Here is a 12,849-nt window from a genome sequence, read left to right as displayed (position 1 = left end):
GAACATCAAGCTCCCACAGCGACAACGGTTACTAATTTTTCTCTTCCTTTGACCTGTACTGGTGGAAGTGTTTCTCCAATAAAATTTGCTCCTGCAAGTTTCCAAGTTTCTTCCGAGACCAAAAGTTCTTTTCCGAAATTTTTGGTGAGAGATTCTATTCTGGATGCGGTGTTGACTGCGTCTCCGATAACCGTAAATTCGGCTCTTCTGCTGGTTTCTATATTTCCGGAGAAAACTTCTCCCGTATGGATCCCGATCCCTATTCGTACGGGTTCTAATCCTTTTGTTTCTCTATCCTTATTAAATTCTCCTAATTTTTCCAACATCTTCTGGCCACATTGTAAAGCGCGGATCGCGTCAGAGGCAGGATCTGCAGAAGGATATGGAGTTCCGAATGTTGCCATAACCGCGTCGCCGATATATTTGTCCAAGGTTCCGCCGAATTCAAAAACACAATCGGTTAATGTTTCTCTAATGGAAGAAAGGAATCTGCTTAATTCTAAAGGATCCATATTTTCGGATAATGCGGTGAAGTTTCGGATATCGGTAAATAATATGGTGGCAGTTTGTCTTCTTCCTTCCAAGACGTTCGGGTTTGTCATCATTTCTTCCACCATTCCGGGGGAGAAGTAGCGAGAGAGTAAGGAGCGTTGCGCTTCTCCTTCTCCGATTCGTCGGATCATGATCAGTGTCCTTAGAATACCGAAACAAAAGAAAAATGCCAGGATCATGTACAAAATTGGGCGACCGAAAAGAATATCCGTCAACAGAACGTTAGGCCCCATCACATAGTCACCCCAATCTTGGGCGAAAACAACTTTATCGGTTAGGATCGCAGCAGTAAAGATCCCGAAATAGACGGCATAAAATAAGATCACACTTAAAAGTACGTATCGGAGTCGGAATTGGATCAAAGAAAAAGCTAAAGGGAAAAGATAAAAATTCAGCATCGGATTCTTTAATGCGAAACCCAAATCGAACTTATCCTGGTGAAGAGTGTAATATAATAATATCGCCGTAATAATGATAAAATCCGCAACTAACGCCAAATAGGAAAAACCTTTGATTGCCCAATGAGTGCAGGTCCGGATCACGTATGTATGAGCGACAGTGATCGCTGCATATACTCCGAATCCGATCCCATTCGCTAAAAAGTTTCCGTTTTTCCAATTCACTACGATCTGGATTGCGAAAAATACGAGAAGAACGTACCGAAATACGTTGGAGATATAGGCGCCTAAGGTTTCCTCGTTTTCCAAAACTTTTCGAACGGAATCATCCATTTTTTTCCGGTCCGTAATTTCCAAAATATTACAAAGAAACTTAGGTAGATAATCTCTTAAAGGCATAGCTCCCCAAAATACTCCTTTCCATTTTTGATTCAATCGTTTCTTATTGTTTTCGACCGATTCGGCGAACAAAAGGGTTATACTAATTCTTCAATAAATCTCCGAATCAGTGGAACTTTTATACAAAATCAAGTTCGAATCAGACCTTCGATAAACAGGATGGAAGAATGGATCATAGAGTAGCGATCGTGGCAGGCGGAACGGGTCTTGTAGGCAGTGAGCTTGTTCAGGAATTATTGATAGATCCATCTTGGAACAGGGTTTATCTTCTGGTCCGAAAACCTTTGGAATGGACACATTCAAAATTAGAGTTGATCCTTACCGATTGGGAAAAGCCGTTAGAGTTTCCTCCTGGGATAACGGACGCATTTTGTACTTTAGGAACTACGATCGGCAAAGCAGGTTCTAAGGAGAATTTTAAAAAAGTGGATCTGGAGTATCCGTCCAAATTCGCTAAAGCCTGCAAGGATAAGGGTGTAAGATCTTTTTTTATTGTGACAGCTCTTGGTGCGGATCGTGATTCTTTCGTTTTTTATAATCAAGTGAAAGGTGAGGTAGAAGCGGAAATTTCTAAACTTGGTTTTGAGACTCTTGGGATTTTTAGACCTTCGCTTTTGGAAGGAGATCGAAAAGAATTCCGATTAGGAGAGAAGATCGGGTCTAAACTCGCCTTCTTGATCAATCCTTTACTTATTGGTCCTTTTAAAAAATACAGATCCGTTCATGCTAAAACCGTTGCTAAGTCCATGTTGAACCTAGCCTGGTCCGGCAAAACAGGAAAGCAGATCATTGAATCGGATCAGATCCAGGTATTAGGATCTTCTTCCGCGAGAGCGAATTTAGATTCTATTCTTTAATTTTTGGCGCACAGAGTTCACAGAGAGCACTGAGTAAAGCAATGTTGGAACTCCTACATCGCACTTCTTTCTGTGTCCTCCGTGGTCTCTGTGAGAAATTAGGCTAGAGCTACTTCTTTCTTATTCTGGATCTTAATTTTATTATATTCTAATAGAGCTTTGCTGTCCAGGTTATAAGAATGAACCAAAGCCGCTCTTTCTCTTCGGGCCTTTGCTTCCCCATCTAGCTTTTTTAGGCCTCTTTCTAAAACGACTCCAATGATGACCCTGGTAGCGGATTCCACTAGTTCGAATGCAACCTCGTCCTTGGATATTCCGTTTTCCAAGGAAGTATAAATGGAATGGGACTCTTCCATTTTTTTGCGGTTTTCCAATAGTTCTCCGGAAGGGGAGAAGAAGCTCATTTCTTCATCTAGGTATTGTCTCAAGATCCCTTTGGCGCCGAGACCTGTGACAATTCCGCCAATTGCGGCAACGACCTGCAATTGTGTGGTTCCTTCATAGATATTTGTGATCCTGACATCTCTATAGATCCTGGAAATATCATAATCGTAGGTATAGCCTGCACCTCCGTGGATCTGTAATGCGTCGAATGCGATCTTATTTGCCTGTTCCGTAATATAATATTTAGATAATGGAGTGAATAAATTGGCGAGTTTTTCCCATTTTTTGATACTTTCGTTCTTTTTGATCTCTCTTTCGTCTATCCCATTCTCTTTCATTTTTTCGGATTTCCAATGGTAAAGGTCTATGGATCTGGAGGCTTCTTGTAGAATGGAACGCATCGCCAGGATCTCTCTATCCATCAGATCCAACATCTTTTTCACTGCCGGAATATTTTTGATCTTCTTGCCGAATTGTTCTCTTTCGTCTGCGTATTTTTTAGCCTCGTAATAAGCTGCGGCACCGATTCCCATAGCCTGTCCTGCGATGGAAAGTCTTGCACCGTTCATCATTGCCATAGAGTATTTTACGAGTCCGTAACCTTCTTCTCCGATCAATATACCCGGAGTGTTTTCATAAACTACTTCGCAGGTGGGAGAACAATGTAATCCCATTTTTTTTTCTATTCCTGCAATCTCTACATCTTCACTTTTGACTAAGAAAAAAGAGAGACCTCTTGCTCCGCTTGTCGGGCTTCCGGTCCTAGCTAATGTAAGAATGATGGAAGGTTTATCATCGAAACCGCAACCATGAGTGATAAATCTTTTGGTTCCGGTGATTCTCCAGACCCCGTCTTTCCCCTGAATCGCTTTTGTTTGTAAGTTAGGAAGATCGGATCCGTAGTTCGGTTCAGTAAGAGCCATGGCTCCGCATAGTTCTCCCGCGGCCATTTTGGGAACATAAACTTCTACCATTTCTTCGGAACCGAATCTTTCTATGGTCTCGGCTAAATTCATACATCCTAAAGCGATTGCAAGCGAACCGTCCGCTCTGGAAAATATTTCCATTAGCATTGCCTGTACCGTACAAGGGAGTCCTAATCCTCCATGTTTACGTCCGATGGAGTAAGGGAGAATGCCGGCTTCTTTGACCTGATTGACCGCGTTTATCATTTCCTTAGGAAAGTGAACTTTACCTTTTTCGTATATTAAACCTTCTGCATCCATTTTCTGCGCGAAAGGTGCTACTTCCTTTCCGGCGATCTCTCCCGCGGATTCCAATATGGATCTGTAAAATTCGATAGCTTCTTCTTTACTTCCCGGAGCTAACGCCAATTCTTCTTTTCCGGTCTTTTCGTATTCTTTTTTGTCTGAAAATCCTTGTTCGAACGCTTCTACGATCTCTTCCCAGTCTATTAAGGATTCGAAATATTGTTTTAAGTCTTCGTTTTCTAAGAAATAATTATTTACGATCATGGAGTTTCTCCGAATAAAAATGAACTATTGTTCATTGTGATAACGTTCCTTAAGGAAGCCTTATGATATGATTTCTATATGGAAAGGGAAAATTGAAGGTGAATGTAGAATTTTTGGGGTTCGCACGGAGACCACGGAGTTCACCGAGCTGGGAAGGCGTTATTAGAAATTTTTTAATAGAAGCTGGGTGCTTACGTGGACTATATATAGGAATTCCTACACAACTTTCTCTGTGACCTCAGTGTTCTCTGTGCGAGATCGGAGCTTATATTGGAACATAAAAAAAGCCGCCGGTTTGACCCGACGGCTTTCGGCTTTCAGCAAAGCGGGAAAAAAGAAGGATTACTTCTTATCTCCAGCAACTGCAGCTTTCAATTTTTCTTCTGCATCAACAGCCAATTTTTGCAATTCAGCTGGGTTTGCGTGAAGAATCGGAGAAAGACCTGGAACACCTGGAGGGCCAAGAACTCCAACAGTAGCTACGAAAGAACCTTTAACTTCGCCTACTTTGTAAGTAGTGAAGGTAATTCTGTATAAACCGCGAACTAAAAGTTTTTTAGTGTCGATGTTTTTCAGTTCGTCCAAGCTTTTTGGAATATTAGGAATTTGGATACGAAGTAAAGAGTTGTACTTGTTGTGACGCTCTTCATTGTAAGTATCGTCTCCATCATCATTGTCGCCAAGATTTTGAAGAGCTTTTCCTTTAGCTGCTCCTTCGATTTGGTTCGGCATAATAGCTGCTAAGCGCTCTACGCGAATCCAAGTATCGAACCAGTTCGGCATGCTTTTTTCTTCCGGAGTTGCAGCTTTGAAAGCCTCGCTCACGAAGTCGCCGCTAGATGGCTCACCGATTTCTCCGGTAGGGGAAATTAGGCGAACACCTAATTCAACGATAGCTGCTGGAACCCAAATATAAAGGAAATATGATTTCTTTCCGTTTACTACTGCGTCAGCGGCTTGTCCTGGTTTGATGTATCCCCAATAGTTCACAGTTTCGGAATAAGGTGCGAAAAGCTTCTTAACTCCTACTCCTGGAATGTCTTGCTCTCCGACCGAGAAATTACTTTGTAGGCCGGGGAGTCCACCGATACATGCAGCAAAGCTGACCATTATAGCGGTGGAGATTATAAGGATCGAAGATTTTTTCATTCGAGAGATCTCCTTGGTATGGATTGCTCAAGATAGAGAAGAGATTCCTTTTTGTAAATCTAATTAATAAATTTTTGTTTCCTGGCGTCTTGTGGCAGTGCAAAAATTTTAAAAAAAGGATTTCTAATGTCGGATTGGGTTTTATGTTCCGGACTTGTTATAGTTAAGCAGGATCTTATAACGGGTTCCATTTGGAGTGGAAAAAAATTTCCAGATTTCCGAATGGAAACGTTTCGATTTAGATGGAGTTGACTCTTATCAATTATTTCTTAAAAAGCCAGGACCAAAACCATTCCCAAAGATCCATAAGCCAGGCGAATAATCTACCCAGGATCCCCGTATTGGAATATCTTCTTAATAGTTTTTGAGCCCTTTCCTGTTCTTCCGGGGTAAACGGTAGCCGTACATTGTTTTCCTCGGCTTCGATCAAAACCCTTTCTTTTTTACTTCGTACATCTACGATCCGAACATCTACATATTCCCAACCCAGAAGTTTCACACATTCTAGGCGTCTTTCGCCGGAGACTAATTTATTGTCCAGGTCGATAATGATCGGATGCAAAAGCCCTAAGTTTTGTATGGAAGATTTCAGACCGTGTAAGTCGCCTAAATCTTTACGAATGCGGTTCTTTACCTTAATATCGGAGACCCGAATTTTCATCTAAGAAATGCTTTTTCTACCGTATAAATCCTACAAATCAATTTCATAAGTTTTGACTAAATTTCCGTCCGAACCCCATAAGATTGGAAAAACCTCAGGTCGGATTCACTTGACAGTGACAACTTGTATAGGTTTATAGTTTTAAGCGGGGAAGATTCTCCCCATAGAAATAATTTTAACAGGAATTACAATCGAATGTCCCTTCAAGACTTCATCTTTACCTCGGAATCCGTATCGGAAGGACATCCTGACAAGGTTTGCGACCAAATTTCCGACGCAATTCTGGACGCTTATTTAGCTCAGGATCCGAAATCCAGGGTAGCTTGCGAAACTTTAGTGACTACCAACCTGGTAGTAGTAGCCGGAGAGGTAACTAGCAAGGGAAAAATCGACGCCGTAGAGATCGCAAGAAATGTAATCAAAGATATCGGATATAACGATGTTTCCCTCGGATTTGATGCCGAGTTTGCGGTAGTTTCGTCCCATATCCATGCCCAAAGTCCTGACATTTCTCAAGGTGTAACAGAGGGCGAAGGTCTTTTTAAAGAGCAAGGGGCCGGAGACCAAGGTTTGATGTTCGGGTTCGCGATCGACGAAACTCCTGAACTGATGCCGATGCCTATCTACTACTCTCATGAGTTAGTTAAACATCTGGCTGGATTACGTCATAACGGAAAATTGAAATGGCTCCGTCCGGACGCAAAATCCCAGGTAACGGTAGAGTATAAAAACGGAAAGCCGACTCGTGTGGATACCGTGGTAATTTCTACCCAGCATTCTCCTGAAGTTTCCCATAAGCAGATTGAGGAATCCGTGATCGAAGAATGTATCAAGAAGGTAATCCCGGCAAACTTCTTGAAAGATACGAAATATTTTATCAACCCGACAGGGCAGTTCATTATCGGCGGACCTCACGGAGATACCGGTCTGACCGGACGTAAGATCATCGTGGATACGTATGGCGGTTATGGAAGACATGGTGGAGGGGCATTCTCCGGAAAAGATCCTTCCAAAGTGGACCGTTCCGCAGCCTATATGGGAAGATATATCGCAAAAAACGTGGTAGCAGCAGGACTTGCTTCTCAGTGTGAGGTGCAGTTGGCCTATGCGATCGGCGTTGCAGAACCTGTTTCGGTTCACGTGGACACTTTCGGAACCGGTAAATTTTCCGAGGAAGAGATCGTAAAAAGGATCAGAGCAAACTTCAAACTGACTCCAAGAGGGATCACTGAGTCCTTACAATTATTAGAGAAGGGAAGAAAATACAGGGAAACCGCAGCTTACGGACATTTCGGAAGAAGTGGGGAAACATTTACCTGGGAAAGAACTGATAAAGCGGGAGCATTGAAAGGTTAATGGGAGTAGTATCCGCATCTAGCGCAGATCAAAAAGCAACCAGAGACGGTTACGGGGACGCTTTGCACGAATTAGGCGCACAACGTTCCGATATCGTAGTACTAGACGCGGATCTTTCCGGTTCTACTAAAACCAATAAATTCGCAAAAGCATTTCCGGACCGTTTTTTTAACGTAGGGGTTGCGGAGCAGAATTTGGTGGGTCATGCTGCCGGACTCGCTCTTGCAGGTTACGTTCCATTCGCTTCTTCTTTCGCGATGTTTTTATCCGGAAGAGCCTGGGAAGTGGTGCGTAATAGTGTAGTTTATCCTTTTTTGAACGTGAAATTAGTCGCTTCTCACGGTGGAATTACGGTAGGTGAGGACGGAGCTTCTCACCAATGTATCGAAGATTTTGCCACTATGAGAGCTATTCCTGAAATGGTGGTGATCTGTCCTTCCGACTATAACGAAACTAAACAGATCATTCATGCGATTGCGGATTATAAAGGACCGGTTTACGTACGTGTAGGCCGTCCGAATCTTCCATTGATCGAAAGAGAAAATTATAAATTCGAGATCGGAAAGGCGGAAGTGATGAGAGAGGGTAAAGACGTCCTTATCATCGCAAACGGAGTTCTGGTAAACGAGGCAATGATCGCCGCAAAAGAACTGGAAGCGGAAGGTATCCAAGCCACTCTTTTGAATATGGCGACTATCAAGCCAATCGATAAAGAAGCAATATTAAAATATGCGAAACTTTGCGGTGCGGTTGTCACATGCGAAGAACATAATGTGATCGGTGGACTCGGCTCCGCAGTCAGCGAATTCTTATCCGAAGAATACCCGGTTAGAGTTCTGAAACTCGGAATGAAGGACAGTTTCGGTAAGTCCGGAACCTGGTCAGGGCTTCTGGATTATTTCGGTCTTAGATCCAAAAACATTGTAGAACTCGCAAAAAAAGCAGTCCAATCCAAATAACAAACAGCCCGGTGTTTTGCCGGGCATAAGTTTTTCGTGCCATGCCTAACTCACCCTCGATAGAAGAAACCACCACAGAAGATCCGGTGCAAATCGGAGGACCCTGGAGAGTGGTTTTATGGGATGATAACGAACACACTTACGAATATGTGATCACTATGCTCATGGACGTTTGTAAGATGACTCCGGAACAAGCTTTCGGTCACGCCGTAGAAGTAGACGCCCAAAAAAAGACCGTCGTGTTTGCAGGCGAATTGGAACATGCAGAACATATCCAGGATCTGATCCTGAATTACGGACCGGATCCACTTTTGCCTGCATCCAAAGGCTCCATGAGCGCAACGTTGGAAGGATAAGTTCGCACAGAGATCACTGAGAACACGGAGAGATTTAAAATTACTAAATCAAAAAACTCCGTGAACGCTGTGCCCTCAGTGCGAAACGAATTACTTCTTCTTAACTAGAATCTTTCTTTCGATCTCGAAAATTTTCTCAGGAAGTTTTTCTTTCCCGTGTTTTTTCTTATCGTTCTCTTTTAAGAATAGATCCGCTCCGAATTTTTCGAAGGCATCGTTTGCCTTGATATTTTTCAGGCCGATAAATTGAAGATGAACTTCTCCCGCAGGAATGCCGAATTCGGTTCCTCTGTCTTTTACAGCCAGGACCCTAGTGATCGCAGTCACAGTGTCGCCGCTGAAAGAAGGTTGGGTATGGTATCCTTCAGTGAACCCGAGATCCCAGATAACATTTTCAGTCACATCTCTGGAAGAAAGTCCGCATAACCATGCAAATACGAGTCCTCCGTAAACGACAGGTTCTCCGCCCATTGGTCCGGAAATCCCGGAAGAGTAAAGTTTGTCGTAATGAAGCGGGTGAGTGTTCCCGACTCTGTAGGTCCAAGGGAAGTGTTCGTCGGTAATCGTTCTTCCGTTTTGGTGGATATAGATCTGACCCGCTGCGAAATTTTCGAAGTAGGTATCCGTCCAGGTAGCGGTCTCGAAACCTTTCGGGAATTTTAACTCAGGGAGTTCGATGACCGGGCTGTCAGTTTCTGGGAAGAAAGCGTCTTTGATCACAGGTTTCGGAGTTCCTTTCGGTTTTCCGTTAGAGTGATAGATCATGATCTTTCTTTCGTATTGAAGTACTAATTCCTTGTTTTGGTTCAAACAGATCGTGCGAACATGAACAATCCCCGGCTTATCCGCACCCTTATCGTCTATTTTGATAATTTTGGTTTTAGCGGAAAGAGTATCTCCAGGATATACCGGTTTCAGGAACTGAACGTCATAGTATCCAAGGTTCGCGAGCGCTTTTTCGGAATCGTTTTGTACCCCTAAGGAAAGTGCCACGTTGAACACCATCAAGGGAGAAACTAATAGATCCTTAAATCCGTGAGCTTGTGCATAAGGAGCGGAAAGGTAAAGTGGGTTTGCTTCCATAAACGTGGTAGCAAACTCTTGTGCAAAAGAACGATCGATGGTCAGTTCTCTCGGATGTTCGAAAATTGCACCTTCTGTAAATTCTTCCAGATATCTACCGTAAATACCCCGTTTTACGGTTCCGGTTTCCACCGGAGTTTTGGGACCTAGTTCCGCGAAGGGGGAAGTAGGGATTTTAGCCATATGAGAACTCCCGCTTAGTTTTTAGTTTCTTCCAGGATTTTGAGATCCTCCGCTCGGAAAAGGCTTTTTCGGCTTCAGTAAGTCCCGAAATAGGCATCCAATTGGCTTCTGGCTCCGAAACGAAACTCGGAAACTTGGATCTCTTGTTTGGAAAGCCCCGGATTATTGTCCTTCTCCCCAAACATATGATTCCAGGTATTCACATAAAGAATGGGCAGTGAGTTCCGATTTTGCAAAAGAGAAGAAGAAAGTATCCTATCCTTATGAACCACCGGGTCTTCTTGGAAGATTTGGTCTCCTGAATAAACATTTTTCAAATCCAATTGAAATGTTTTTCCATCCGGTTCTAGTCGGACTAAAAAGGACTCAATGTCGTAGGTCCGACCATAACGAAACTTTCTGTAGATCCTATAAAAAAAATCCTTCCAAGAACTTGGATGGATCTCGTCCCGAAATACTAAGCTAATTTCCCACTCGAATCCATGAGGGGTAATGTTTGCCTTACAGTAGACCCCTACGAGATCATTGCCTCTCTGCACATCTATCTCGGGTTGGGACAATACGAAAAGATTCGATTTAGGGCAGATCCCTTCCGTAGTTTGGAATACAGGTAGAGGGGGGCTTGTGCAGCCCAAGTAAAGAAGGCAAATAGGGATAAAAAAATAAGATCTCATAAGATAAGGTCGGAATGCAGGAATTCGAATCAGTTTTTCAATCTTGTCAAGATGGAAAATAGGTGCTTTTCCATTCGGGAAGAGAAAGTCTGGAATCGATGAGTCCAGTAGTTCTATTCAGAGAATTTCCCCAAACCCCACTTTCCGTACAAAAGCAAAGGGTGAGAGAAAAGATCCAAAACTCAAAAAAGGTTTTGGAAGAAGTTTTAGAGAAGAGAGATGTTGTAAATTACGAGTCCGTAATACGACCTCTGAACGACTCTATGGAGGAATTACAGGAAGAATTTACGGTACTTTCTCACCTAAATAGCGTTAAGAATAGCGAAGAAACTAAAGAACATTATACGGAGATCCTGCCGGAGATCACCGAATTCTATACCGAACTCGGACAAAACGAAAAATTATTCAAACTATACTCTCAAATTTATGAGAAGGAAAAATCCTCTTTAGACAGGCCTAAAAATAAGGTTCTGGAAGACGCGATCCTTCAATTCAAACTAGGTGGAGTGGGACTTCCTGAAGATAAAAAAAATCGTCTGCAAGAAATTCAACTCAGGCTATCCGATCTTTCCAACCAATTCTCCCAAAATCTTTTGGACTCCACAAACTCTTTCGAGATGAAAATCGAGTCGGAAGAAGACGTTAAAGAGATCCCTGAATCGGACAAAACATTGTATAAAAACGAGGATGGGACTTACACATTCACACTTCAGTTCCCGAGTTATAATTGTTATATGACTTATGGAAACAATCGATCCAAAAGAGAAGAATTATATAAAGCATACGTAACTCGCGCTCCCGGGAACGGAAAAATTTTAGAAGAGATCCTGGCCCTTCGAGACGAGTCCGCTCGATTATTAGGTTATAAAAATTACGCCGAAGCTTCTCTTGCAACGAAGGTGGCGGATTCTCCCGAGCAGGTGTTGGATTTCCTAGAAAGGATCGGAAAACTCGCAAAACCTATAGCAGAGAAAGAAATGAGCGAACTCAAAAAATTTGCAGTAGAGTTGGGTATTTCGGACTTCCAAGCGTTCGATAGCGCGTATGTTTCGGAGAAGTTGAAAAAGAAAAATTACGATTTTGATGAAGAACAGACACGTCCTTATTTCGAAAAGAATACTGTCGTAAAGGGTACCTTCTCCTTTTTGGAAAAACTTTTAGGATTAAAATTCGATAAAACCGACGCTCCGATCTGGGATCCAAAAACCGAAGTGTATCATGTAAAAAACGGCTCAGAAATTATCGCAAGATTGTACTTGGATCTGGAGGCAAGAAAGGACAAACAGGGCGGGGCCTGGATGAATCATTGGGAAACTCGCAATAAACTTTCCGGTAAAACGATCTTACCTTCCGCGTTCGTGGTTTGTAATTTCCCTCCTTCCAAAGATTCCGCTCCTTCTCTCTTAAATCATTCGGATGTGGTGACATTTTTCCATGAGATGGGACATGCACTCCATCACCTATGTGCAAAAATAGAAGAACCTCCTGTCAGCGGGATCAACGGAGTGGAATGGGATGCGGTGGAATTTCCTTCCCAGTTTTTGGAAAATTTCGCGTATGAGCCTGAAGTATTGGACTTCTTCGCATTTCATTATGAAACCGGAAAGCCAATGCCGAAGGAACTTGCTCAAAAGTTGAAGGATACTAAAAACTTCTTAGCCGCAATGGGAGTGGTTCGACAGCTAGAATTCGGAATTTTTGATATAAGGATCCATCTCCAAAAATATTCGGAAGAACAGGTGCAGAATATTTTGGATACGGTTCGAAAAGATGTAAGTGTACTTTTTCCGCCCGAATATAACAAGTTCCAGAATGGATTCGGGCATATTTTCTCCGGAGGATATGCGGCAGGATATTATAGTTATAAATGGGCGGAACTTTTGGCGGCCGATGCATTTTTTGCGTTTAGATCCAAAGGAATATTCGATGAAAACCTGGCGGAAAAATACAGAACTGAGATCTTAGAAAAAGGAGGATCAGAAAACGCCATGGTGTTATTCAAACGCTTTTTAGGACGAGATCCGGAGCCGGACGCTCTATTAAAACTCTATGATTTAGTAGCTTGAGTAGCTTTACGAAAGTTTTTTGCGGAAACTTTGAAGTAACTGTTCGGTGCCGGAAAGTAGTAATTCTACCTGGTCGGAGTCGATATTATAGACTACATTGGTCTTTAGGGAGTCTTTAAAGGCGTTTGCGTCTATCGCTTTCTGATCGTAACTATCCTTTAAAAAATTGTACCATCCGGCTAGGATCACTTTTAAGTGAGGAAGTTCTTTGATTGGGACCGAAATGACTTTCTCTGCTTCCATAAGGACACCAGCAGGTTAATTTGCGAAGCGAACCAGTCAACCAGATTTTTTGAA

12 protein-coding genes are annotated in these 12,849 nt (G+C 42.7%); 5 read left to right on the top strand and 7 right to left on the bottom strand.

Annotated features, from left to right (window positions below):
* Positions 1-5: 5 nt before the first annotated feature.
* The gene (locus AB3N61_RS10550; RefSeq protein ID WP_036090400.1) at positions 6-1,283 is read right to left on the bottom strand and encodes an adenylate/guanylate cyclase domain-containing protein; all 1,278 of its coding nucleotides are present in this window, start codon (positions 1,281-1,283) and stop codon (positions 6-8) included.
* A 233-nt stretch (positions 1,284-1,516) separates the two neighbouring features.
* Here AB3N61_RS10550 and AB3N61_RS10545 point away from each other — a divergent pair, with 233 nt between their 5' ends.
* Positions 1,517-2,206 carry an oxidoreductase gene (locus AB3N61_RS10545; protein WP_367897539.1) on the top strand — a complete coding sequence of 230 codons (690 nt, stop codon included), beginning with the start codon at positions 1,517-1,519 and terminating at the stop codon, positions 2,204-2,206.
* Positions 2,207-2,304: 98 nt separating this feature from the next.
* On the opposite strand, the gene AB3N61_RS10540 is transcribed toward AB3N61_RS10545, so the two are convergent.
* The 3 genes from AB3N61_RS10540 to AB3N61_RS10530 form a co-directional block, all read right to left on the bottom strand.
* Positions 2,305-4,065 (bottom strand): acyl-CoA dehydrogenase family protein, encoded by a 1,761-nt coding sequence (locus tag AB3N61_RS10540; RefSeq protein ID WP_367897538.1) that lies wholly within the window; start codon positions 4,063-4,065, stop codon positions 2,305-2,307.
* A gap of 342 nt (positions 4,066-4,407) precedes the next feature.
* Positions 4,408-5,214 (bottom strand): major surface lipoprotein LipL32, encoded by an 807-nt coding sequence (lipL32, locus tag AB3N61_RS10535; protein WP_008592267.1) that lies wholly within the window; start codon positions 5,212-5,214, stop codon positions 4,408-4,410.
* Positions 5,215-5,476: 262 nt separating this feature from the next.
* Positions 5,477-5,875, bottom strand: a complete 399-nt coding sequence (locus AB3N61_RS10530; protein WP_020770623.1) for a ParB N-terminal domain-containing protein — start codon at positions 5,873-5,875, stop codon at positions 5,477-5,479.
* Positions 5,876-6,070: 195 nt separating this feature from the next.
* Between AB3N61_RS10530 and metK the strand changes: the two genes are divergently transcribed.
* Genes metK through AB3N61_RS10515 form a run of 3 tightly spaced genes read left to right on the top strand, consistent with a single transcriptional unit; the run spans position 6,071 to position 8,546 of the window.
* Positions 6,071-7,231, top strand: a complete 1,161-nt coding sequence (gene metK / locus AB3N61_RS10525; protein WP_020770880.1) for a methionine adenosyltransferase — start codon at positions 6,071-6,073, stop codon at positions 7,229-7,231.
* On the top strand, positions 7,231-8,190 hold the full coding sequence (locus tag AB3N61_RS10520) for a transketolase family protein (RefSeq protein ID WP_367897537.1): 960 nt from the start codon (positions 7,231-7,233) through the stop codon (positions 8,188-8,190). The genes metK and AB3N61_RS10520 overlap by 1 nt, the downstream gene beginning before the upstream one ends.
* A 41-nt stretch (positions 8,191-8,231) precedes the next feature.
* Positions 8,232-8,546, top strand: coding sequence for an ATP-dependent Clp protease adaptor ClpS (locus AB3N61_RS10515; protein ID WP_036090316.1), 315 nt, complete (start codon positions 8,232-8,234; stop codon positions 8,544-8,546).
* Between the two features lie 90 nt (positions 8,547-8,636).
* Here the strand turns inward: AB3N61_RS10515 and AB3N61_RS10510 are convergent, their stop codons facing one another.
* Both AB3N61_RS10510 and lsa23 read right to left on the bottom strand, forming a co-directional pair.
* The gene (locus tag AB3N61_RS10510) at positions 8,637-9,812 is read right to left on the bottom strand and encodes a MaoC family dehydratase (RefSeq protein WP_020770653.1); all 1,176 of its coding nucleotides are present in this window, start codon (positions 9,810-9,812) and stop codon (positions 8,637-8,639) included.
* 74 nt (positions 9,813-9,886) lie between these two features.
* Positions 9,887-10,486: a surface adhesion protein Lsa23 gene (gene lsa23 / locus AB3N61_RS10505; RefSeq protein ID WP_020770681.1), complete on the bottom strand. Its 600-nt coding sequence runs from the start codon at positions 10,484-10,486 to the stop codon at positions 9,887-9,889.
* 98 nt (positions 10,487-10,584) lie between these two features.
* Between lsa23 and AB3N61_RS10500 the strand changes: the two genes are divergently transcribed.
* A complete protein-coding gene (locus tag AB3N61_RS10500) occupies positions 10,585-12,552 on the top strand; it encodes a M3 family metallopeptidase (protein ID WP_412758369.1) in 1,968 nt (655 codons plus the stop codon).
* A gap of 6 nt (positions 12,553-12,558) precedes the next feature.
* Here the strand turns inward: AB3N61_RS10500 and AB3N61_RS10495 are convergent, their stop codons facing one another.
* Positions 12,559-12,795 (bottom strand): hypothetical protein, encoded by a 237-nt coding sequence (locus tag AB3N61_RS10495; protein WP_020770757.1) that lies wholly within the window; start codon positions 12,793-12,795, stop codon positions 12,559-12,561.
* Between the last annotated feature and the right edge of the window lie 54 nt (positions 12,796-12,849).

This window comes from Leptospira sp. WS58.C1 (assembly GCF_040833995.1).
Lineage (GTDB): Bacteria > Spirochaetota > Leptospiria > Leptospirales > Leptospiraceae > Leptospira_B > Leptospira_B cinconiae.
Note: the sequence above shows the minus strand (reverse complement) of the source record. Positions and strands in the feature narration are given on the sequence as shown.

What these genes read in the sequence shown, in the direction of transcription:
- AB3N61_RS10510 (WP_020770653.1), bottom strand. Translation starts at nt 9,812, where the DNA reads ATGGCTAAAATCCCTACTTCCCCCTTCGCGGAACTAGGTCCCAAAACT.
- AB3N61_RS10550 (WP_036090400.1), bottom strand. Translation starts at nt 1,283, where the DNA reads ATGGATGATTCCGTTCGAAAAGTTTTGGAAAACGAGGAAACCTTAGGC.
- metK (WP_020770880.1), top strand. Translation starts at nt 6,071, where the DNA reads ATGTCCCTTCAAGACTTCATCTTTACCTCGGAATCCGTATCGGAAGGA.
- AB3N61_RS10530 (WP_020770623.1), bottom strand. Translation starts at nt 5,875, where the DNA reads ATGAAAATTCGGGTCTCCGATATTAAGGTAAAGAACCGCATTCGTAAA.
- lsa23 (WP_020770681.1), bottom strand. Translation starts at nt 10,486, where the DNA reads ATGAGATCTTATTTTTTTATCCCTATTTGCCTTCTTTACTTGGGCTGC.
- AB3N61_RS10540 (WP_367897538.1), bottom strand. Translation starts at nt 4,065, where the DNA reads ATGATCGTAAATAATTATTTCTTAGAAAACGAAGACTTAAAACAATAT.
- AB3N61_RS10520 (WP_367897537.1), top strand. Translation starts at nt 7,231, where the DNA reads ATGGGAGTAGTATCCGCATCTAGCGCAGATCAAAAAGCAACCAGAGAC.
- AB3N61_RS10515 (WP_036090316.1), top strand. Translation starts at nt 8,232, where the DNA reads ATGCCTAACTCACCCTCGATAGAAGAAACCACCACAGAAGATCCGGTG.
- AB3N61_RS10545 (WP_367897539.1), top strand. Translation starts at nt 1,517, where the DNA reads ATGGATCATAGAGTAGCGATCGTGGCAGGCGGAACGGGTCTTGTAGGC.
- lipL32 (WP_008592267.1), bottom strand. Translation starts at nt 5,214, where the DNA reads ATGAAAAAATCTTCGATCCTTATAATCTCCACCGCTATAATGGTCAGC.
- AB3N61_RS10495 (WP_020770757.1), bottom strand. Translation starts at nt 12,795, where the DNA reads ATGGAAGCAGAGAAAGTCATTTCGGTCCCAATCAAAGAACTTCCTCAC.
- AB3N61_RS10500 (WP_412758369.1), top strand. Translation starts at nt 10,585, where the DNA reads ATGAGTCCAGTAGTTCTATTCAGAGAATTTCCCCAAACCCCACTTTCC.